Source organism: Enterobacter sp. 940_PEND, assembly GCF_001059415.1.
Classification (GTDB): Bacteria; Pseudomonadota; Gammaproteobacteria; order Enterobacterales; family Enterobacteriaceae; genus Enterobacter; species Enterobacter cloacae_M.
The window spans coordinates 1-20,099 of record NZ_JUMS01000134.1; the positions used below are offsets into that span (position 1 = coordinate 1).

The following is a 20,099-nucleotide window of genomic DNA, read 5'->3' on the forward strand; positions in this document are numbered from 1 at the left end:
TGGTAGTGTGGGGTCTCCCCATGTGAGAGTAGGGAACTGCCAGGCATCAATTAGAAGAACCCCGCACCGTAAGGTGCGGGGTTTTTTGCTTTGTGCTTATCCTCTCTGGCCTTCCTCTTAATCCCTTATCCTGCTAATGGAATGTGTGATCCCTGTCGCAATGTTATTTATAACAAAATTATAACATTTTATTTACGAGGTAATTGAGTCTCCTGGCTCAATACGCCGCTGTTTATGGCAGGAGTATAATCACAATGACAGAAAGCATTACATCAAACGGGACGCTGGCTAACAGTGATACCCGAAGAAGGGTATGGGCAATAGTCAGCGCCTCTTCAGGGAATCTGGTTGAATGGTTCGACTTTTACGTCTACTCATTCTGTTCACTCTACTTCGCACATATTTTTTTCCCATCCGGCAACACCACAACGCAGCTGCTACAAACGGCGGGGGTTTTTGCCGCAGGGTTTTTAATGCGGCCCATCGGGGGCTGGTTGTTCGGTCGTATTGCGGATCGTCGTGGCCGTAAGACTTCTATGCTGATCTCGGTGTGCATGATGTGCTTTGGTTCTCTGGTGATCGCCTGCTTACCGGGATATGAATCGATTGGTACCTGGGCACCGGCGCTACTTTTACTGGCCCGCTTATTTCAGGGATTATCGGTGGGCGGAGAATACGGTACCAGTGCGACCTACATGAGTGAGATTGCACTGGAAGGCCGTAAAGGTTTTTACGCCTCATTCCAGTATGTCACGCTGATTGGTGGTCAACTGCTGGCCATTCTTGTGGTGGTGATCCTGCAGCAAATCCTGACGGACGAACAACTTCACGCCTGGGGATGGCGAATTCCTTTCGCGATGGGCGCAGTACTGGCGGTTGTCGCACTTTGGCTACGCCGTCAGTTAGATGAAACCTCTCAGAAGGAAGTCAGAACGCTGAAGGAGGCTGGAACATTCAAAGGGTTATGGCGTAACCGCAAAGCTTTCCTTATGGTACTGGGCTTTACTGCGGGCGGCTCTCTTAGTTTCTACACGTTCACCACCTATATGCAAAAGTACCTTGTGAACACCACCGGCATGCACGCAAACGTTGCCAGCGTAGTCATGACCGTGGCGCTGTTTATCTTTATGCTCATACAACCTATTGTCGGTGCGCTCTCGGATAAAATCGGTCGACGAACGTCGATGCTGATTTTTGGCGGGCTGTCGGCGTTATGTACCGTACCTATTCTGTCTGCCCTTCAGCACGTGACTTCGCCGTATGCCGCGTTTGCGCTGGTGATGCTGGCGATGGTGATTGTCAGTTTCTATACCTCTATTAGCGGAATACTGAAAGCCGAAATGTTCCCGGCGCAGGTACGTGCTTTAGGGGTAGGGCTCTCTTATGCGGTAGCTAATGCGTTGTTTGGCGGATCGGCGGAGTACGTTGCGTTATCGCTTAAATCATGGGGAAGTGAAACGACATTCTTCTGGTACGTAACGATAATGGGCGCACTGGCCTTTGTTGTTTCCCTGGTGCTGCATCGCAAAGGGAAAGGCATTCGACTTTAATAGCGCGCCATCTGCCACACGGCATAGCCGGTCATTGCGCCGGCGACATCCCAGGCGAAATCTTTCCAGCTCCAGCCGCTCCCTGCGGGGCGGCTATCCCACAGTTCTTTTGATGCTCCAAGACTGACTGAGAACATCAACCCAATTGCCGCACTGCGATCCCGGCTGTATCCCTGATGCTGCGCATATTCATTACCGGCTGCAGACAACATCGCGGAAGCGAGGAAATGCTGGGCTTTATCCTGTCCTGACCAGCTATCGTTGGCCATATGGCTACAGCCGCTCAGAAAGAGGACGCTCAGTAACAGAGGAATACGCATCAACGGGCTCCATAAAAAAGCCCTGCGTGTGGCAGGGCCTGGACATTACAGAATACGGCTGATAAGTCGGTCGATACGAATACGACGCAAGCGGCGGATAAGCTTGCGGACTTTCACCGGGTAATCGGCAATGCTCTGCAGTTCGCGGTAATGATTCACCACAGTGGTATGTGTGCGAATCAGCTCCAGCTCACGTTCACGTTTTGCGGCTAACTCATGCTGCGGGTCATGGATTAGGATAGCGTTTTCCAGATCCAGTCGCCACGCGCGTGGGTTCAGGTTGTTACCGGTCAGCAGCATCCACTCATCGTCGACCCACATTCCTTTCAGATGGTAAGTGTTGTCTTCATCTTTCCAGAGACGCACAACCAGCTGGTCAGTGTTTACGTAATACTGTAAACGGCTCAGGAAACGGCGCAGGTTAATCTCGTAGAGATAAGGCAGCGCACCGATGATTTTGAACGGCTGATCTTCAGGAATGAAGAAGTCGTTTGCAGTTTTATCGCCAACGATGATTTCCACTTTTTTACCGTCGCGCAGCAGCTGAATGATATTACGCACCAGCACGGCAGGAAGGTTGAAGTACGGCGTACAGATGGTGAGTTTCTGCTCTGCACACGGCATCAGATGGAAGATCGTTTTGTTAAGCAGGCTTGATTTGCCGAGCCCTACCAGCGGGGTAACGGATAACTCTTCGTTGTTCGCATCGCCCTGAAAATGATAGACCGCATCACGCAGCTCCTGACGGAAGGCGCGAACATCGTTTTTGATTTCCGGGCTTTTAGGACGCTCGGGATCGTCAAGGCGATTAACACCACGGCCATGGACCAGATTTTTATCAACCCAGTTAAACATGATATCGGCCATCTGCGGATTACGGATCAGATGGTAGCGGTCGTAGCGATATTTATCGAGCTGATGAAGGTAAACATCATTCAGACTTGCACCGCTGTACAGCACGCTGTCATCAATGATGAACCCCTTGAAATGAAGGACGCCGAGCGCTTCACGGGTATTTACCGGGACGCCATAAACAGGCACATCAACGCCAGGATTTTCCTGCGCCGTACGGCAATACCAGTCGGCATTAGTGTTTGAGGCGGCAGCGCCAATACGGCCACGCTGAGCGCGATGCCAGTCTACCAGCACGCGAACATCAAGTTCTGGTCGCTGACGTTTGGCTTCATAGAGCGCGTTCAGGATCCCGCGCCCGCCTTCATCCTGTTCAAGATACAGCGCCACAATGCAAATGCGTCGCGTGGCGCTGGCAATCTTTTCCAGAAGCGTCTCCCGAAAATGAGCGGGAGCGTAAAAGAACTCTACATCATCAACTGACTGAGAAATCTTCGGTAGTTGAGCAAGGTGTTGTTGATGTTTATTACGCTTAAATTTTGACAACATCACAGTGCGTTTCTTCTCTGTTCATTGAAGGGTTGTCTGTACCATGCAAACAACATAAGCGGACAATGATACCACCAGTCCCGTCCAAAGTGGGTAACATTTCCAGTAGCTTACTCGCGTTTGTCTGCTGATCTCAGACTGAGGGACAAGGCCACAATACCTTCGTCCAGCTGAATATCAACGTCAAACCCAAGTTTTCGCGCCAGGGTCACCATACCGCGATTGTTAGGCATAGTAATGCCATTAAGGCGTAACAATCCGTGATCTCGCGTATAACCGATGAGTTTTTCCAGCAGCCGTCTTCCCAGACCCAGGCCTTTAAGATCGGAGCGCACCAGCACCGCAAACTCCGCATCGACGTTATCCGGGTCAGAAATCGCACGCGTGACGCCGAGGATCTCATCCCCCTTATCGGAGCGACGAACGGCAACAAACGCCATTTCTCGATCGTAGTCGATCTGGGTCATATTGGCTAAATCATCGTGGGTAAATTCGTTGATTTCGCTAAAATAGCGATAATAAAGGTCCTCTTTCGTGACCTGAGAGATAAAGGCCCGCAGCTGGGGCTCATCTTCCGGCAGGATAGGGCGGAACAAGGCGCGTTCCCCATTCTTCATCTCAACCCACTCCTCCAGCTGCAGGGGATACGGGCGGATTGCCAGACGGCTCTCTCTGTCTCCTTCGAATGGCGCGATATCCAGGGTCACGTCCAGCGCCGTGAACTCATTGCCGGAGGCGAGCAGTGGATGAATGTCCAGCCGCTGGATTTCGGCACAATCCACAATCAGGTTAGAGACCTGCACCAGGAACTGGCTTAACCCGGCAATATCAAGCGGGCGCAGCGCACTCCGGCCACGGATCTTTTTACTTTTGATCGCCTGGATGATCAGATACCGCGCCAGGTTCATGTTCAGCGGCGGTAACGCCACCGCGGCCTGCTCCTCCGGGCGCCACTCAACGCCACCTTCCCCCAGCATGATGAGCGGTCCGAAGACGGGATCGTGTTCAACCACCACCCGTAATTCCTGGGCTCCTGCACGGTTGGCCATGCTTTGCACCAGCAATCCGTGGATCCTTGCCTGCGGCCAGGCCATTTTTACCCGGTCGAAAATAGCATCAGCTGCCTGCTGCACCTCAGTCGCCGTACGCAGGTATAACATAACCCCCTGAACATCAGACTTATGCGGGATATCCGGGGAGCGGAGCTTCAGGGCCACCGGATAGCCAATCTGTTCGGCTATATACACGGCCTCTGCGCTGTCGCTGGCGATCCAGGTCGGCAGGGTTTGCATCCCGTAGCTGCCCAGAATGGGCTGGACCTCATGGGTATCAAGCGAGGTCGCGCCTTCTTCAATGGCCTGCTGCAACAGCCGGTGAACGTCGACGGTGTTCGCCGTCAGATTCCCCGGCAAAGCCGGCGTCTCACGCAGCTGTTTCTGGTTGCGGCGATATTCCACCATATGCATAAATGCGGTGATGGTGCCTTCCGGCGTGCGGTAGGTTGGCAGCCCGGCCTCGCTGAACAAGCGCCGCGCCTCCTGAGAGGAAAACTCGCCGCACCAGTTGGTGAGCAGGGTAACGTATTTACCGCGTGGATGGTTGCGCACGGCATCAATAAGCGCGCGCGCGCTTTCACTGCCCGGCGCGACCGCGCTGGGGGAGTGGATAATCATCAGCGCATCGAAATCCTGGCTATCCAGCAAAATGGATATCGCCCTGATATAGCGGTCGCTGCTGGCGTCATCGCGTAAATCAAGCGGATTGCCGGGCGTCACGCTGGTCGGAAGCGCTTCTTTCAGGCGCTGCAGCGTCTCTTCACTCGGCGTTGCCAGCTTGCCGAAGCGCCGCCACAGCTCGTCCAGCGCGAGCGCGGCAGGGGCCGCACCGTTACTGACAATCATTAGCTTCTCACCGCGCAACGGGCGCATATGGCTTAACGTCTCAACGGCGGAAAAAAGCTCGTGCGTATCCTGTACCCGCAGCAACCCCGCGCGCTGAATGGCGGCGTCCCAGGCGGGATCCATGCCGGAATGAGAATGCAGCAGACGCTGTGCCGCAGGGCTGCGTCCGCTTTTGATCACCAGGATCGGCTTATTGCGCGAAGCGCTTCGCGAAGCCGAGACAAAACGACGCGCGTCGCTGAGGTGCTCAAGATAAAGCAGGATCGCACTGGTTTTGCCGTCACGCGTCAGAAAATCCAGTAGCTCATCAACGTCGATATCCAGGCTGTCGCCCAGGGCAATGAAGTAGGAGAATCCCATTTCACGCTGCTGCGCCCAGTCGAGGATGGTGTTCGATACCGCAGCCGACTGCGAGATAAACGCGAGCTTGCCTTTGCGGATCGGAACCGGAGAGAAGCTGGCATTTAAGCCCTGCCAGGGGGCGAGCAGGCCGAGACTGTTTGGCCCAAGAATGCGCATTTGATAGCGGCTGGCGCAGGCCAGAAGCTCGGCTTTCTGTTCAGGCGGAGACGAGAGAATAATGCAGGTTTTACACCCTTTCTTGCCGAGCGATTCCAGCAGCTCCGGATTCCGTTTCGCATTTGTACACAGTACGGCCAGATCCGGCACGAAAGGCAGGCTCTGTACATCAGGCCATGCAAGCACTCCCTGAACCGCCTTATACGCCGGTGTGACGGGCATGACGGGGCCATTAAATCCCCCGGCCAGCAGATTGCGCATCATCAGATAGCCAGCACGATCCGGTTTCATTGATGCGCCGATAACGGCAATGGATTTAGGACGAAGTAGCGCTTCTAACCCTCGCTGGCTCATGCAGGCCTCCTGTGAATGCAAGCGACCTGATGATTTTAAACGCTTTCTGGCTCGGGCGCTGTGACGCTGCCCTTATGAACGGTTTTTCCCGCCAGATAGCGCTCCCGGAAGCATGAGAAATGGTTGCCCAGAGCCCCAGCCGCAGCGGTATCTCCCGCTAAATCCAGAAGCGCAATTGCCACTTCGGCGGTGCAGTATTGCCCGTCAGCATGCGCTTCACGCAGGCGGTAGGCGGAGACGCGGGAAAGATCTACAGAAATCAGCGGCAGCGCGTCGAGATAGGGGCTTTTGCGAAACATTTTTCGCGCTTCGGTCCAGGTGCCGTCCAGCATGATAAACAGCGGCGGTTTACCGGATGGCGGCGCTGAAAGCACCTGGCGCCCCACGCCTGCATAAGACGCGGGGAAAACGACCATCGGCTGATAGTCCTGGCTGGCCACCAGGTCCAGCAGGGCCTGAGGTGGCTCCGTACGGGACCACTGAAACGCGGCGGTATCCGGCAGAATATCGGCGATAAGACGCCCCGTATTGCTGGGTTTCATCGGCTCGGTATCGAACATGACCAGACAAAAACGGCTTTGTGCCGTACTCGGTGCCAGCGTCTCGCACAGACAAACCTTCAGCGGCAGCAGGCAGCGCTGACAGCGGCGAATACGGTTGCCTCGGGCGAGGAACGGTCGGGTGGCGCGCGCAAGGCGTTCGGCGCGTAATTTAAGAACGGCGTTATCAGTCATGGGCGAAATGCAGGAAAAACGCTATTTTCGCAGAGGCGGGAGCGGGGCACAAGACGTGCCCCGAGAATGTTACAGAGACTCGTTTAACCAGCTTTCAAAAGGCGCTTTTGGAACCGCGCCGTTGAGCATATCGATTACTTCACCATTTTTAAAAATCATAATGGTCGGTATGCTGCGAATACGAAAACGGGCGCTCAGTTCGGGTTCGGCTTCGGTATTGACCTTAACGAACCGCATTTTTCCGCTGCGCTCTTCGGCCACATCTTCGAAAATCGGCGCGAAGCTACGGCATGGGCCGCACCATGGCGCCCAGAAATCGATCACGACAGGAAGATCGTCCTTGAGGAGTTTGTCCAGCGTAGCACCCGTCGCGTTAATGACATCGCCATCAAATAATTCATGGCCACAACGTCCGCATTTCGCACCATCTTCCATCCGATCGTCCGGAATGCGATTAAGAGCCTGACAGTTGGCACATACGGTATTCATAACTAACCTCTGATAGAGCCGTGGGACAGCGGCACAACGCCGATAATGTTTCTAATATGTTACATATTATCAATGAGCCTGTTTGAAACAACAATGCGTTTTATTCAATGAGAACAATAGTCACAGGCTTTTGTACGAAATTATGGCTATGCGCTGGCACATCGGGTAATCTGCGCGCTTCGCGCAGCGCTGGTGGAGAAAAGCATGAACGACGAAATGAAAAACAAAAGCGGCAAGGTCAAAGTGATGTATGTCCGCAGTGATGATGACTCTGATAAACGCACCCAAAATCCGCGTACCGGAAAAGGTGGCGGGCGTCCGGCGTCTTCTCGTGCAGACGGTGGCCGTCGCCCCGCCCGCGATGACAGAAATAACCGAGGTGATGACCGCAAACGTGACGATCGCAAACGCGATGACCGTCCGCGTTCCGACCGCCCGCGCAGTGACCGTCCACGCGATGACCGTCCGCGGGATGACTTCTCACGTGATAACGCCTCCCCGTGGCGCACCGTTTCTCGCGCCCCTGGCGATGAGACGCCGGAAAAAGCCGATCACGGCGGTATCAGCGGGAAAAGCTTTATCGACCCGGAAGTGCTGCGCCGTCAGCGTGCGGAAGAGACTCGCGTGTATGGTGAAAACGCCTGCCAGGCGCTGTTCCAGAGCCGTCCTGAGTGTATCGTCCGCGCCTGGTTTATCCAGAGCGTGACCCCGCGCTTCAAAGAAGCGCTGCGCTGGATGGCCGCGAACCGTAAAGCCTACCACGTGGTTGATGATGCCGAGCTGACCAAAGCGTCCGGCACTGAACACCACGGCGGCGTCTGCTTCCTGATCAAAAAGCGTAACGGCACGACCGTGCAGCAGTGGGTCAGCCAGGCGGATGCCGATGACTGCGTGCTGGCGCTGGAAGATGTGGGCAACCCGCACAACCTGGGCGCAATGATGCGCAGCTGCGCGCACTTTGGCGTGAAAGGCGTGCTGTTGCAGGATGCCGCGCTGCTGGAATCCGGCGCCGCGATCCGTACTGCGGAAGGCGGAGCCGAGCACGTACAGCCGATCACCGGCGACAGCGTTCTGGACGCCCTCGAGCAGTTCCGTAAAGCAGGTTATTCCATCGTGACCACCTCGAGCCATGCCGGTACGCCGCTGTTTAAAGCGACGCTGCCGCGCAAAATGGTGCTGGTGCTGGGTCAGGAACGTGATGGTCTGTCTGACGCGGCGCTCTCCAGTGCGGATCTGAGCGTCTCTATCGACGGAACAGGCAATGTGGAAAGTCTGAACGTATCCGTTGCGACCGGCGTACTGCTGGCCGAATGGTGGCGCCAGAATAAGGCATAATCCATTGTGCTTTTTGTATGCCCGGTGAACCGGGCATACAAACTCAAACTACTCGCTCTCTGCCGGTAATACAGGCATCCAGTCAATTGGCTTTTCGCCACGTTTTTCCAGCCATTCATTCGCCAGAACAAAATGATTACTGCCAAAGAAACCGCGATGCGCAGAAAGCGGTGACGGGTGCGGTGCTTTCAGCACGTGATGACGCTGACGGTCAATAATCGCCCCTTTCTTCTGCGCGTGAGAACCCCAGAGTAAAAACACCACCCCTTCACGATGCTCGTTGATAAGGCTGATGACTTTATCGGTAAACGTCTCCCAGCCCAGACTGGCGTGCGAGTGCGCCTGACCCGCCCGTACGGTAAGCACCGTATTCAGCAACAGCACGCCCTGGCGCGCCCAGCTTTCCAGGTAACCGTGGTTTGGCCGGGTAAAACCGGGCACCGTTGCTTCAAGCTCTTTATACATGTTGAGCAGAGAAGGGGGTATAGCCACGCCCGGACGAACGGAAAACGCCAGCCCATGCGCCTGCCCGGGGCCGTGATAGGGATCCTGACCCAGAATGACCACTTTCACATCGCTCAGTTCGGTGTAGCGAAAGGCGTTGAACACGTCTTTCTGCGGCGGGTAAATCGTCTGTCCGGACTGACGCTCAGCGGCAACGGTGCTGAGCGTATTGATAAAATAAGGCTGCTGCTTTTCTTCTGCCAGCACGTCATGCCAGGTTAAAGGTGTCGTCATCTCGCTCTCCTGCGAATCTCAATCTCTGACTAGCTTACCTGTTTCACTCCGGTGAGCAAAATTACGCGCTGAAATACGTGCTAAGTGGCTAAATTTATTTTGAAAAGATGCAGGGTAAGTTGAATTGGTAAAACTGTGAAATTGATCTGAAACAATAAATTCAAACCACACTCTTTATGTGGTTGGTGTTTTTGTTGATTTAAATCAATAAATCACCGGGGTGTGAATGTTATATATACACACAAGAAACAATGGTTTTACCAATTGGCCGCAAGAGGCCGACACCAGTTAATGTAGCCTAAGGGAGGCAACACATGATTACAGGTATCCAGATTACTAAAGCTGCAAATGACGATCTGCTCAATTCTTTCTGGCTGCTGGATAGCGAGAAGAACGAAGCGCGCTGCGTCGTTGCGAAAGCGGGTTTTACTGAAGATGAAATCGTACCGGTAAACAAACTGGGCGAAATCGAGTACCGTGAAGTTCCTATGGAAGTGCAGCCGGAAGTGCGCGTGGAAGGGGGTCAGCATCTGAACGTTAACGTGCTGCGCCGCGAAACGCTGATGGATGCCGTTGAGCACCCAGAAAAATACCCACAGCTGACCATCCGCGTGTCTGGCTATGCGGTTCGCTTTAACTCACTGACTCCAGAACAGCAGCGCGACGTTATCGCCCGTACCTTTACTGAAAGCCTGTAACGGCTTCAGCAGGGGGGAATAAAAAAGCCGGGGATTTCCCCGGCTTTTTTTTACTCTTCAGTTTTCGTCTCTGGTGCGGCAGAGCTTGGCTTACGGCGCTTACCAATATTTTTGGTATCGCGGTGGCGCTGCTTCACGCGCGGTTTCTCTTTTTCTTTCTCTTTTCTCTCAGCACGTTTTGCGAGCGCTTTCTTGGACGGTTTACCCGTCATCTTTTCACTCGGCGCACGCGTGGTCGGGCGGAGTTCGTCAATCACGCGTGCTTTCAGCGGCTCGTCAACATAGCGGCCAATTTTCTGCAGCAGCAGGTAGTCATGCGCTTCGACCAGTGAAATCGCAATGCCTTTGCGGCCCGCGCGGCCGGTACGACCAATACGGTGCAGGTAGGTATCGCCGCTGCGCGGCATATCGAAGTTAATAACGTGGCTGACGTCAGGGATGTCGATCCCGCGAGCGGCAACGTCTGTGGCAACCAGCACGTTAACGCGGCCATCGGTCAGACGCTTAATCCCTTCGGTACGCTTGATCTGCGCCATCTCGCCTTCAAGATAACAGTTGTTGATCCCGGCGTTACGGAGCATTTCAGCCAGCTCGTGCACGCGCTCGCGCTTGCGCACAAATACGATTGTGCGCAGAGCATCTTCCTGTTTGAGCAGGTGTTTCAGCAATTCGACCTTGTGCTCAAGGTTATCCGCGCGGTAGTACCACTGGTGGATCTTCTTACGCTCACGGGTGGACGGCGTTGCCGAGACTTCCACCGGATCTTCCAGCAGACGCTCTGCGAAGTCTTTGATCGCTTCCCCTTCGAGGGTGGCAGAGAACAGCATCGTCTGGTTACGCCATCGCGTCTCGCCAGCAATGTGCTCGATATCCTGAGCGAAGCCCATGTCCAGCATGCGGTCGGCTTCGTCGAGGATCAGCGTTTCAACCGCGCGGCAGTCGAAGTTCTCTTCTTTAATGTACTGCAGCAGGCGGCCCGTCGTCGCAACGACGATGTCCTGGTTTTCGCTGAACACTTCGGCGTGGTTCATGTACGCAACGCCGCCGGTGATGGTGGCGATATCCAGATGAGTATTTGCCGCGAGTTCACGCGCGTGATCGGCAACCTGCATTGCCAGTTCGCGCGTAGGCGTCAGGATCAAAATACGCGGCGGGCCAGATTTTTTACGCGGAAAGTCGAGCAGATGCTGCAACACAGGCAGCAAATAGGCTGCTGTCTTCCCCGTGCCGGTTGGCGCAGAACCGAGCACATCGCGGCCCTCAAGCGCAGGCGGAATGGCCGCTGCCTGAATGGCGGTCGGGCGTGTAAAGCCTTTGCTCTCAAGTGCATTGAGCAGGCTTTCATCGAGTTCAAGTTCGGAAAAAGTCGTTACAGTCATGTTCTACCTCTGTGTGGGGCGCTGATTATAGACGTTACGGCTGTAATCTTCATCTGTTTGTATGGATATCGCTTTTCGGCCACTTCGCTTTCCCCTATGCTACTCCAGTTTCACTTAGAAGGTTGCCCTGACATGTCTCAACTCAAAGCGCAGCTGCGCCGCGATGGTTTTACGTTTAAACAGTTTTTTGTCGCTCACGATCGCTGTGCCATGAAGGTCGGTACAGACGGTATTTTACTGGGAGCGTGGGCGCCTGTCGCAGGTGTTAAGCGTATTCTTGATATCGGTACCGGTAGCGGGCTGGTGGCGCTGATGCTGGCGCAGCGTACGGAAGAACATGTCATCATTGATGCCGTCGAACTGGATGCGCAGGCCGCAGAGCAGGCGAGTGACAATATGGCCGAATCTCCCTGGGCAGCCCGAATGAAAGTGGAATGCGCAGATGTGCTCGCCTGGGCGCCTGAACAAACCGCGCGTTACGATCTGATCGTCAGCAACCCTCCCTACTACGAACCCGGCGTTGAGTGCGGGACCCCCGAGCGTGAACAGGCGCGTTATACCGGCTCCCTCGATCATAAAGCGCTGCTCACCAGTGCGGCAGAACTCATCTCCGAAGAAGGTTTTTTCTGTGTGGTCCTGCCTGAGAGTACCGGCAACACGTTTATCGGCATCGCGCAGGAGATCGGCTGGACGTTACGTCTGCGTACCGATATTTCGGATACGGAAGGACGACTGCCGCACCGCGTGCTGCTGGCGCTCTCGCCAAAAGAGGGTGAATGCTTTAATGACCGGATGGTGATCCGTGGGCCAGACCAGCGTTATTCCGAAGATTACACTGCTCTGACCCAGGCGTTTTATCTGTTTATGTAAACCTGCGGGGCGAGTATCGACGGGCCGGACTCAGCAAGCTGATCCGGGTAGTCCAGGGTATAGTGCAGCCCGCGGCTCTCTTTACGCATCATCGCGCAGCGGACAATCAGCTCGGCCACCTGCACCAGATTGCGCAGCTCCAGCAGGTTATTGGATACGCGGAAGTTGGCATAATACTCATCAATTTCCTGCTGCAGCATGGTGATGCGGCGCAAGGCGCGTTCCAGACGTTTCGTGGTGCGCACAATCCCCACGTAGTCCCACATAAATAGCCGTAGCTCATGCCAGTTATGCTGGATCACGACCAGCTCGTCCGGATTATCCACCCGGCTTTCATCCCAGGCTGGCAGGTGCTCTGTCTCGCGGGCGTAAGGCATGCGCTTTGTGATATCTTCCGCCGCCGACCAGCCGTACACCAGACACTCAAGCAGCGAGTTAGAGGCCATACGGTTCGCGCCGTGAAGTCCGGTATAGCTGACCTCACCGATAGCATACAGACCGTCTACGTCAGTACGTCCATGATCGTCAACCATCACGCCACCGCAGGTATAGTGGGCCGCTGGCACAATGGGCACCGGGTCGCGCGTTAAATCAATGCCAAGGTTGAGCAGCTTCTCGTAAATCATTGGGAAATGCTGGCGAATGAACGCTGCTGGCTTATGGCTGATATCGAGATACATGCAGTCCACGCCAAGACGCTTCATTTCATGATCGATGGCGCGGGCAACGATGTCACGCGGGGCCAGTTCACCCCGGGCGTCAAAGTCGGGCATAAAGCGGGAGCCGTCAGGGCGTTTCAGATAAGCGCCTTCACCGCGCAGGGCTTCCGTCAGCAGGAAGTTGCGCGCCTGGGGATGGAACAGGGCGGTGGGGTGAAACTGATTAAATTCGAGGTTCGCCACCCGGCAGCCAGCGCGCCAGGCCATCGCGATACCGTCTCCGGAGGCAATGTCCGGGTTCGTGGTGTACTGATACACCTTGGAGGCGCCGCCCGTTGCCAGCACCACAGCCTTCGCCTGACAGGTCTCCACCTTCTCTTTATTGCGGTTCCAGACCCAGGCGCCCACCACGCGACGCGTGCCGGGCAGGCCAATCTTGTCAGAAATGATCAGGTCAACGGCATTACTTCGCTCGAGAACCCGAATATTAGGATGGCTCAGCGCTTTGCTGACCAGCGTGGTTTCTACTTCTTTGCCGGTGGCATCCGCTGCGTGCAGGATGCGGCGGTGGCTATGGCCGCCTTCGCGAGTCAGGTGGTAGCTCTCTTCACCGTTGGGTTGAACCTGAGTATCGAACAAGACGCCCTGGTCGATGAGCCACTGAACGCAGTGACGGGCATTGCTGGCGACAAACTCTGCGGCGTGTGCATCCACGATCCCTGCTCCGGCAATGAGCGTATCTTCGACGTGAGACGCAATGCTGTCTGTCTCATCAAACACGGCGGCAATGCCACCCTGGGCATAAAACGTGGAACCTTCACTTATCGGTCCTTTACTCAGAACGATTACGTTTTGATGCTCGGCCAGGCGCAGCGCCAGAGAGAGACCGGCAGCGCCGCTGCCGATAATCAGTACATCACAATGGAGTTCAGGTGTTGTGTTCATGATTGTTGTTTAATTTACTAAACAGTGTTGGGGCAGAATAGCACCTGAATGCGATATGTCGCACGTATTTTTTTAGAGGCTGTCGCAATGGCTAAACGCGTAAGCGGAGGTAAATGGAGGGTAAATGAGTGAAATTATTTTGCGAAGCAGATCGTTAGCGTCAGATTTTGTGGTGAAATAAAGCCTGTGTTGCGTTACTCTTCTGGCGGGAAAAAGATGTTTCTTGTCAGAAAGTGGTGCGTATCGTGAACAGACTTATAATGAGAGAAAATGAACGGTCTGCGGCGCGATGAACAAAAACAAAGGCGTTACGGAACTTATTGAAGATCAGACACTCTAATTGGTGCTTGCTCAAAGTGCGGTATTTTAGAGTGGCGTTTCGATAACGCGTGGAATTTAGGTTTGGGGAGACATTACCTCGGATGAGCGAGCAGTTAACGGACCAGGTCCTGGTTGAACGGGTCCAGAAGGGAGATCAGAAAGCCTTTAACCTACTGGTGGTCCGCTACCAGCATAAGGTGGCGAGCCTGGTTTCCCGCTATGTACCGTCAGGCGATGTGCCTGATGTGGTGCAAGAGTCTTTTATTAAGGCCTATCGCGCGCTGGATTCTTTCCGGGGAGATAGTGCTTTTTATACCTGGCTGTACCGTATTGCGGTCAATACGGCAAAGAATTATCTGGTCGCTCAGGGCCGTCGTCCGCCTTCAAGTGATGTGGACGCAATCGACGCCGAAAACTTCGAAAGTGGCGGCGCATTGAAAGAAATTTCGAACCCTGAGAACTTAATGTTGTCAGAAGAACTGAGACAAATCGTTTTTCGCACGATCGAGTCGCTCCCGGAAGATTTACGTATGGCAATTACGTTACGGGAGCTGGATGGTCTGAGCTATGAAGAGATAGCCGCTATCATGGATTGTCCGGTCGGCACGGTACGTTCACGAATTTTCCGTGCGCGAGAAGCTATTGATAATAAAGTTCAACCGCTTATCAGGCGTTGACGATAGCGGGATACTGGAAAAGGTATTAGGCATGCAGAAAGAAAAACTTTCCGCTTTAATGGATGGTGAAACGGTGGATAGTGAGCTGCTCAACGAGCTGTCTCATTCACCCGAAATGCAAGAGACCTGGGAGAGTTACCATCTCATCCGTGACACCCTTCGCGGTGACACCGGTGAGGTTCTCCATTTCGATATCTCAGCCCGCGTCATGGCGGCGATCGAGAATGAGCCTGTTCATCAGACCACTCCGCTGATTCCTGAAGCTCAACCCGCGCCTCACCAGTGGCAGAAAATGCCATTCTGGCAAAAGGTGCGCCCGTGGGCCAGCCAGCTTACCCAAATGGGTGTGGCTGCATGCGTATCGCTTGCAGTTATTGTTGGCGTCCAGCACTATAATACTCAGTCTGAAACTAATCAGCAGCCAGAAGCGCCAGTGTTTAACACACTGCCGATGATGGGCAAAGCTAGCCCGGTAAGCCTGGGCGTACCGGCTGATGCTTCCGCCAGCGGCGGCCAGCAACAGCAGGTTCAGGAGCAGCGCCGTCGCATTAATGCGATGTTGCAGGATTATGAGTTGCAGCGTCGTCTGCACTCTGAACAGCTTCAGTTTGAGCAGGCGCAGACACAGCAAGCTGCTGTGCAGGTGCCCGGAAACCAAACTTTAGGAACGCAATCGCAGTAATGAAGCAACTTTGGTTCGCCATGTCTCTGATGGCGGGTAGCCTGTTCTTCTCTGCCAACGCCTCGGCTGATGTATCATCCGGGGCGTTGTTGCAGCAAATGAATCTGGCCAGCCAGTCACTCAATTACGAGTTGGCATTTATCAGCATCAATAAGCAGGGCGTCGAGTCGTTACGCTATCGCCATGCCCGTCTTGATAACCAGCCGCTCGCCCAGCTTTTACAGATGGATGGCCCGCGTCGGGAAGTTGTCCAGCGTGGTAACGAAATCAGCTATTTCGAGCCAGGCCTGGAGCCTTTCACGCTGAATGGCGACTATATCGTTGATTCCCTGCCGTCACTCATTTACACCGACTTTAAACGGCTTGCCCCTTACTACGATTTTATTTCGGTAGGGCGTACCCGTATCGCGGACAGACTGTGCGAGGTAATTCGCGTTGTTGCCCGGGACGGAACGCGCTACAGCTATATCGTCTGGATTGATGCCGAAACCAAACTCCCCATGCGTGTTGACCTGCTCGATCGTGACGGTGAAACGCTGGAACAGTTCCGGGTTATCTCCTTCAGCGTGAACAATCAGGTTGGCAACAGCATGCAGAATCTGGCTAAGGCCAGCCTGCCGCCGCTGCTTTCTGTTCCTGCCGGGGATTCCGTTAATTTCAACTGGGTACCTGCCTGGATCCCGCAAGGGTTTAGCGAAGTGTCCAGCAGCCGACGTCAGCTGCCAACGATTGAAACGCCGGTAGAATCGCGCCTCTATTCGGATGGTTTGTTCAGCTTCTCGGTGAATATTAATCGCGCAACGGCAAATAGCGCTGAACAAATGCTGCGTACCGGGCGCCGTACGGTGAGTACAACGGTACGCGATAATGCAGAAATCACCATTGTGGGAGAACTCCCTCCGCAGACGGCGAAGCGCATCTCCGACAGCATTAAATTCAGGGCTGCACAATGATCAAAGAGTGGGCGACGGTTGTCTCATGGCAGAACGGCATTGCGCTGGTGAGCTGCGATGTTAAAGCCTCATGTAATAGCTGCGCATCCCGCGCCGGCTGCGGCAGCCGCGTGCTGAATAAGCTCGGGCCGCAAACATCGCACACGATTTCTGTGCCAAGCGAACAGCCGCTGATGGCGGGGCAGAAGGTGGAACTGGGCATCGCGGAAGGCAGCCTGCTCAGCTCCGCTATGCTTGTGTATCTCTCTCCGCTGGTCGGCCTGTTTATCATGGGCGGCCTGTTTCAGATGCTGTTTGGTACCGATGTGGCCGCTATGTGCGGTGCCGCATTGGGTGGCGTGGGGGGATTCTGGCTTGCAAAAGGGCTCTCTCCGACGCTCGCCGCGCGCGAGGAGTGGCAGCCTGTCATTCTCAGCGTTGGGCTGGCGCCAGACCAGCTTCGTGTTGAAACGCTCTCTTCTGAGGCCCGGTGATCCATCGGGCTTTATCTTTTTTTACACCCTAAAACAGAAAACGTCCTTTCTTCACGCTATACCAGTCTCTAAGTGCATTTCCAGGTAGCGAGGATGTAGTGTAGAATGCTGCGTTTTCGCACTGAAAAACGTCAGGCTAAGAACAGCGGCCTCCAGGAATTCGTAAGGCATAATTATTTAACTATATGAAGAACATACGTAACTTTTCGATCATTGCTCACATTGACCACGGTAAGTCGACGCTGTCTGACCGTATTATCCAGATTTGCGGTGGCCTGTCTGATCGTGAAATGGAAGCCCAGGTTCTGGACTCCATGGACCTGGAACGCGAACGCGGTATCACCATTAAAGCGCAGAGCGTTACGCTTGATTACAAAGCGGCTGATGGTGAAACCTATCAACTGAACTTTATCGATACCCCAGGCCACGTTGACTTCTCCTATGAAGTTTCACGCTCGCTCGCGGCCTGTGAAGGCGCGCTGCTGGTGGTGGATGCCGGGCAGGGCGTTGAAGCCCAGACCCTGGCAAACTGCTACACCGCGATGGAAATGGATCTCGAAGTTGTGCCGGTTCTGAACAAGATCGACCTGCCAGCCGCCGATCCTGAGCGCGTAGCGGAAGAGATTGAAGATATTGTCGGCATTGACGCGACCGATGCCGTGCGCTGCTCCGCGAAAACCGGTGTCGGCGTCACCGACGTGCTGGAACGTCTGGTGCGTGATATTCCGGCCCCGGAAGGCGATCCGGATGCCCCGCTGCAGGCGCTGATTATCGACTCCTGGTTCGATAACTATCTGGGCGTTGTCTCCCTGGTGCGTATTAAAAACGGCACCATGCGCAAAGGCGACAAAATCAAGGTAATGAGTACCGGACAGGTCTACAACGCCGACCGTCTGGGCATCTTCACGCCAAAACAGGTTGACCGCACCGAGCTGACATGCGGCGAGGTAGGCTGGCTGGTCTGCGCCATCAAAGACATCCTCGGCGCGCCGGTGGGCGATACCCTGACCGGCGCACGTAACCCGGCGGACAAAGCGCTGCCAGGCTTTAAAAAGGTGAAACCGCAGGTTTACGCGGGTCTGTTCCCGGTCAGCTCTGACGACTACGAAAACTTCCGTGACGCGCTCGGTAAACTGAGCCTGAACGATGCTTCACTGTTCTACGAGCCAGAAAGCTCAACGGCGCTGGGCTTCGGCTTCCGCTGTGGCTTCCTTGGTCTGCTGCACATGGAGATCATTCAGGAGCGTCTGGAGCGTGAATACGATCTGGATCTGATCACCACGGCGCCGACCGTAGTCTATGAAGTTGAAACCACCTCGAAAGAAGTGATCTACGTCGATAGCCCGTCCAAGCTGCCGCCGCTGAACAATATTCACGAGCTGCGTGAGCCGATTGCCGAATGTCACATGCTGCTGCCGCAGGAGTTCCTGGGCAACGTCATTACGCTGTGTATTGAGAAGCGCGGCGTGCAGACCAACATGGTTTACCACGGTAACCAGGTGGCGCTGACCTACGAAATCCCGATGGCGGAAGTGGTACTCGACTTCTTCGACCGTCTGAAGTCGACCTCCCGTGGCTATGCGTCACTGGATTACAACTTCAAACGCTTCCAGGCCTCCAACATGGTGCGTGTGGACGTGCTGATCAACGGCGAGCGTGTGGATGCGCTGGCGCTGATCACCCACAACGACAATGCGCCGTACCGCGGCCGCGAGCTGGTTGAGAAGATGAAAGATCTGATCCCGCGTCAGCAGTTCGATATCGCGATTCAGGCGGCAATTGGCAACCACATTATCGCGCGTTCAACCGTGAAACAGCTGCGTAAAAACGTTCTGGCGAAGTGCTATGGCGGTGACGTCAGCCGTAAGAAAAAGCTGCTGCAGAAGCAGAAAGAAGGTAAGAAGCGTATGAAGCAGGTCGGTAACGTCGAGCTGCCGCAGGAAGCATTCCTTGCCATCCTTCATGTTGGTAAAGACGGCAAATAACCCTAAGGAGTTGGCATGGCGAACATGTTTGCCCTGATCCTGGTCATTGCTACCCTGGTGACAGGTCTGCTGTGGTGTCTGGATAAGTTTATCTTCGCCCCAAAACGTCGTGAACGTCAGGCTGCCGCACAGGCAGCCACTGGAGATGGGATTGACGCGAAAACCCTGAAGAAAGTCGGCCCGAAACCGGGCTGGCTGGAAACGGGCGCCTCGGTATTTCCGGTGCTGGCAATTGTTCTGGTGGTACGTTCGTTTATTTATGAGCCGTTCCAAATCCCATCAGGTTCAATGATGCCAACGCTGCTGATTGGTGATTTTATTCTGGTAGAGAAGTTTGCCTACGGCATTAAAGATCCTATCTACCAGAAAACTCTGATCGAAACCGGTCATCCGAAACGTGGCGACATCGTGGTGTTCAAATATCCGGAAGATCCGCGCCTGGACTACATCAAGCGCGCGGTAGGTCTGCCGGGTGATAAAGTGACTTACGATCCGGTTGCGAAAGAAGTCACCGTTCAGCCGGGCTGCAGCTCCGGTACCGCATGTGAAAACGCGCTGCCAATCACCTACTCAAACGTTGAGCCAAGTGATTTTGTGCAGACCTTTGCCCGTCGTAACGGCGGCGAAGCGACCAGCGGATTCTTCCAGGTACCGAAAGGTGAAACCAAAGAGGACGGCATCCGTCTGGTTGAGCGCAAAGAGACGCTGGGCGATGTGACGCACCGAATCCTCACCGTGCCAATCGCGCAGGATCAGCTGGGTATGTACTATCGCCAGCCGGGCCAGCAGCTGGCGAGCTGGATTGTACCGCCAGGACATTACTTCATGATGGGTGACAACCGCGATAACTCTGCGGACAGCCGTTACTGGGGCTTTGTGCCGGAAGCGAATCTGGTCGGCAAAGCCACCGCCATCTGGATGAGTTTTGAGAAGCAGGAAGGCGAATGGCCGACCGGTGTACGCCTGAATCGTATCGGCGGAATCCATTAATTCTCAATAAATGAACGCGTAGCCGCTTTTATTAGCGGCTACGTGAATTATTTCCACGATAAATCTCTTCGAACTAACGACATCCCCTGTCGTTGTGTATAGAATATTCCCCCGAAGTTTAAGGTT

General features: G+C 54.6%; 19 protein-coding genes. 11 read left to right on the forward strand and 8 right to left on the reverse strand.

What is annotated here, in order from left to right:
- The first annotated feature begins 254 nt into the window (after nucleotides 1–254).
- Nucleotides 255–1,550: an MFS transporter gene (locus ADJ24_RS19500; protein WP_023308863.1), complete on the forward strand. Its 1,296-nt coding sequence runs from the start codon at nucleotides 255–257 to the stop codon at nucleotides 1,548–1,550.
- Here ADJ24_RS19500 and ADJ24_RS19505 read toward each other — a convergent pair.
- The 5 genes from ADJ24_RS19505 to trxC all read right to left on the reverse strand — a co-directional run bounded on the left by ADJ24_RS19505 (nucleotide 1,547) and on the right by trxC (nucleotide 7,268).
- Entirely contained in the window at nucleotides 1,547–1,870 is a 324-nt protein-coding gene (locus tag ADJ24_RS19505; protein WP_023308862.1) for a YfiM family lipoprotein, read from the reverse strand. The two genes, ADJ24_RS19500 and ADJ24_RS19505, sit on opposite strands and share 4 nt — an antisense overlap.
- Before the next feature lie 45 nt (nucleotides 1,871–1,915).
- Entirely contained in the window at nucleotides 1,916–3,271 is a 1,356-nt protein-coding gene (gene pssA, locus ADJ24_RS19510) for a CDP-diacylglycerol--serine O-phosphatidyltransferase (protein WP_023308861.1), read from the reverse strand.
- A gap of 110 nt (nucleotides 3,272–3,381) precedes the next feature.
- Nucleotides 3,382–6,045 carry a bifunctional acetate--CoA ligase family protein/GNAT family N-acetyltransferase gene (locus ADJ24_RS19515; protein WP_023308860.1) on the reverse strand — a complete coding sequence of 888 codons (2,664 nt, stop codon included), beginning with the start codon at nucleotides 6,043–6,045 and terminating at the stop codon, nucleotides 3,382–3,384.
- Between the two features lie 35 nt (nucleotides 6,046–6,080).
- On the reverse strand, nucleotides 6,081–6,779 hold the full coding sequence (locus ADJ24_RS19520) for a tRNA-uridine aminocarboxypropyltransferase (RefSeq protein WP_023308859.1): 699 nt from the start codon (nucleotides 6,777–6,779) through the stop codon (nucleotides 6,081–6,083).
- A gap of 69 nt (nucleotides 6,780–6,848) precedes the next feature.
- On the reverse strand, nucleotides 6,849–7,268 hold the full coding sequence (gene trxC / locus ADJ24_RS19525; RefSeq protein WP_023308858.1) for a thioredoxin TrxC: 420 nt from the start codon (nucleotides 7,266–7,268) through the stop codon (nucleotides 6,849–6,851).
- A 204-nt stretch (nucleotides 7,269–7,472) separates the two neighbouring features.
- Between trxC and ADJ24_RS19530 the strand changes: the two genes are divergently transcribed.
- The gene (locus ADJ24_RS19530; RefSeq protein ID WP_023308857.1) at nucleotides 7,473–8,603 is read left to right on the forward strand and encodes a tRNA/rRNA methyltransferase; all 1,131 of its coding nucleotides are present in this window, start codon (nucleotides 7,473–7,475) and stop codon (nucleotides 8,601–8,603) included.
- A 48-nt stretch (nucleotides 8,604–8,651) separates the two neighbouring features.
- On the opposite strand, the gene ung is transcribed toward ADJ24_RS19530, so the two are convergent.
- Nucleotides 8,652–9,341 (reverse strand): uracil-DNA glycosylase, encoded by a 690-nt coding sequence (gene ung / locus ADJ24_RS19535; RefSeq protein ID WP_023308856.1) that lies wholly within the window; start codon nucleotides 9,339–9,341, stop codon nucleotides 8,652–8,654.
- Nucleotides 9,342–9,655: 314 nt separating this feature from the next.
- Here ung and grcA point away from each other — a divergent pair, with 314 nt between their 5' ends.
- Nucleotides 9,656–10,039 carry an autonomous glycyl radical cofactor GrcA gene (gene grcA, locus ADJ24_RS19540; protein WP_023308855.1) on the forward strand — a complete coding sequence of 128 codons (384 nt, stop codon included), beginning with the start codon at nucleotides 9,656–9,658 and terminating at the stop codon, nucleotides 10,037–10,039.
- 50 nt (nucleotides 10,040–10,089) lie between these two features.
- Here the strand turns inward: grcA and srmB are convergent, their stop codons facing one another.
- A complete protein-coding gene (srmB, locus tag ADJ24_RS19545; protein WP_023308854.1) occupies nucleotides 10,090–11,418 on the reverse strand; it encodes an ATP-dependent RNA helicase SrmB in 1,329 nt (442 codons plus the stop codon).
- A gap of 132 nt (nucleotides 11,419–11,550) precedes the next feature.
- On the opposite strand from srmB, the gene trmN reads away from it, so the two are divergent.
- A complete protein-coding gene (trmN, locus tag ADJ24_RS19550) occupies nucleotides 11,551–12,288 on the forward strand; it encodes a tRNA(1)(Val) (adenine(37)-N(6))-methyltransferase TrmN (RefSeq protein ID WP_023308853.1) in 738 nt (245 codons plus the stop codon).
- On the opposite strand, the gene nadB is transcribed toward trmN, so the two are convergent.
- Nucleotides 12,273–13,892 carry an L-aspartate oxidase gene (nadB, locus tag ADJ24_RS19555; protein ID WP_023308852.1) on the reverse strand — a complete coding sequence of 540 codons (1,620 nt, stop codon included), beginning with the start codon at nucleotides 13,890–13,892 and terminating at the stop codon, nucleotides 12,273–12,275. The genes trmN and nadB overlap by 16 nt on opposite strands.
- 363 nt (nucleotides 13,893–14,255) lie before the next feature.
- Between nadB and rseD the strand changes: the two genes are divergently transcribed.
- The 7 genes from rseD (at nucleotide 14,256) to lepB (ending at nucleotide 19,973) form a co-directional block, all read left to right on the forward strand.
- The gene (rseD, locus tag ADJ24_RS25630; protein WP_229255512.1) at nucleotides 14,256–14,318 is read left to right on the forward strand and encodes a rpoE leader peptide RseD; all 63 of its coding nucleotides are present in this window, start codon (nucleotides 14,256–14,258) and stop codon (nucleotides 14,316–14,318) included.
- Nucleotides 14,315–14,890, forward strand: coding sequence for an RNA polymerase sigma factor RpoE (gene rpoE, locus ADJ24_RS19560; protein WP_006176728.1), 576 nt, complete (start codon nucleotides 14,315–14,317; stop codon nucleotides 14,888–14,890). The genes rseD and rpoE overlap by 4 nt, the downstream gene beginning before the upstream one ends.
- A gap of 31 nt (nucleotides 14,891–14,921) precedes the next feature.
- The gene (gene rseA, locus ADJ24_RS19565; RefSeq protein WP_008502186.1) at nucleotides 14,922–15,572 is read left to right on the forward strand and encodes an anti-sigma-E factor RseA; all 651 of its coding nucleotides are present in this window, start codon (nucleotides 14,922–14,924) and stop codon (nucleotides 15,570–15,572) included.
- Nucleotides 15,572–16,525 carry a sigma-E factor regulatory protein RseB gene (gene rseB, locus ADJ24_RS19570; RefSeq protein ID WP_023308851.1) on the forward strand — a complete coding sequence of 318 codons (954 nt, stop codon included), beginning with the start codon at nucleotides 15,572–15,574 and terminating at the stop codon, nucleotides 16,523–16,525. The genes rseA and rseB overlap by 1 nt, the downstream gene beginning before the upstream one ends.
- Nucleotides 16,522–16,998, forward strand: coding sequence for a SoxR-reducing system protein RseC (gene rseC / locus ADJ24_RS19575; RefSeq protein WP_023308850.1), 477 nt, complete (start codon nucleotides 16,522–16,524; stop codon nucleotides 16,996–16,998). The genes rseB and rseC overlap by 4 nt, the downstream gene beginning before the upstream one ends.
- A 185-nt stretch (nucleotides 16,999–17,183) precedes the next feature.
- Nucleotides 17,184–18,983 carry a translation elongation factor 4 gene (gene lepA / locus ADJ24_RS19580; RefSeq protein WP_023308849.1) on the forward strand — a complete coding sequence of 600 codons (1,800 nt, stop codon included), beginning with the start codon at nucleotides 17,184–17,186 and terminating at the stop codon, nucleotides 18,981–18,983.
- 15 nt (nucleotides 18,984–18,998) lie between these two features.
- The gene (lepB, locus tag ADJ24_RS19585; protein WP_023308848.1) at nucleotides 18,999–19,973 is read left to right on the forward strand and encodes a signal peptidase I; all 975 of its coding nucleotides are present in this window, start codon (nucleotides 18,999–19,001) and stop codon (nucleotides 19,971–19,973) included.
- The last annotated feature ends 126 nt before the right edge of the window (nucleotides 19,974–20,099 follow it).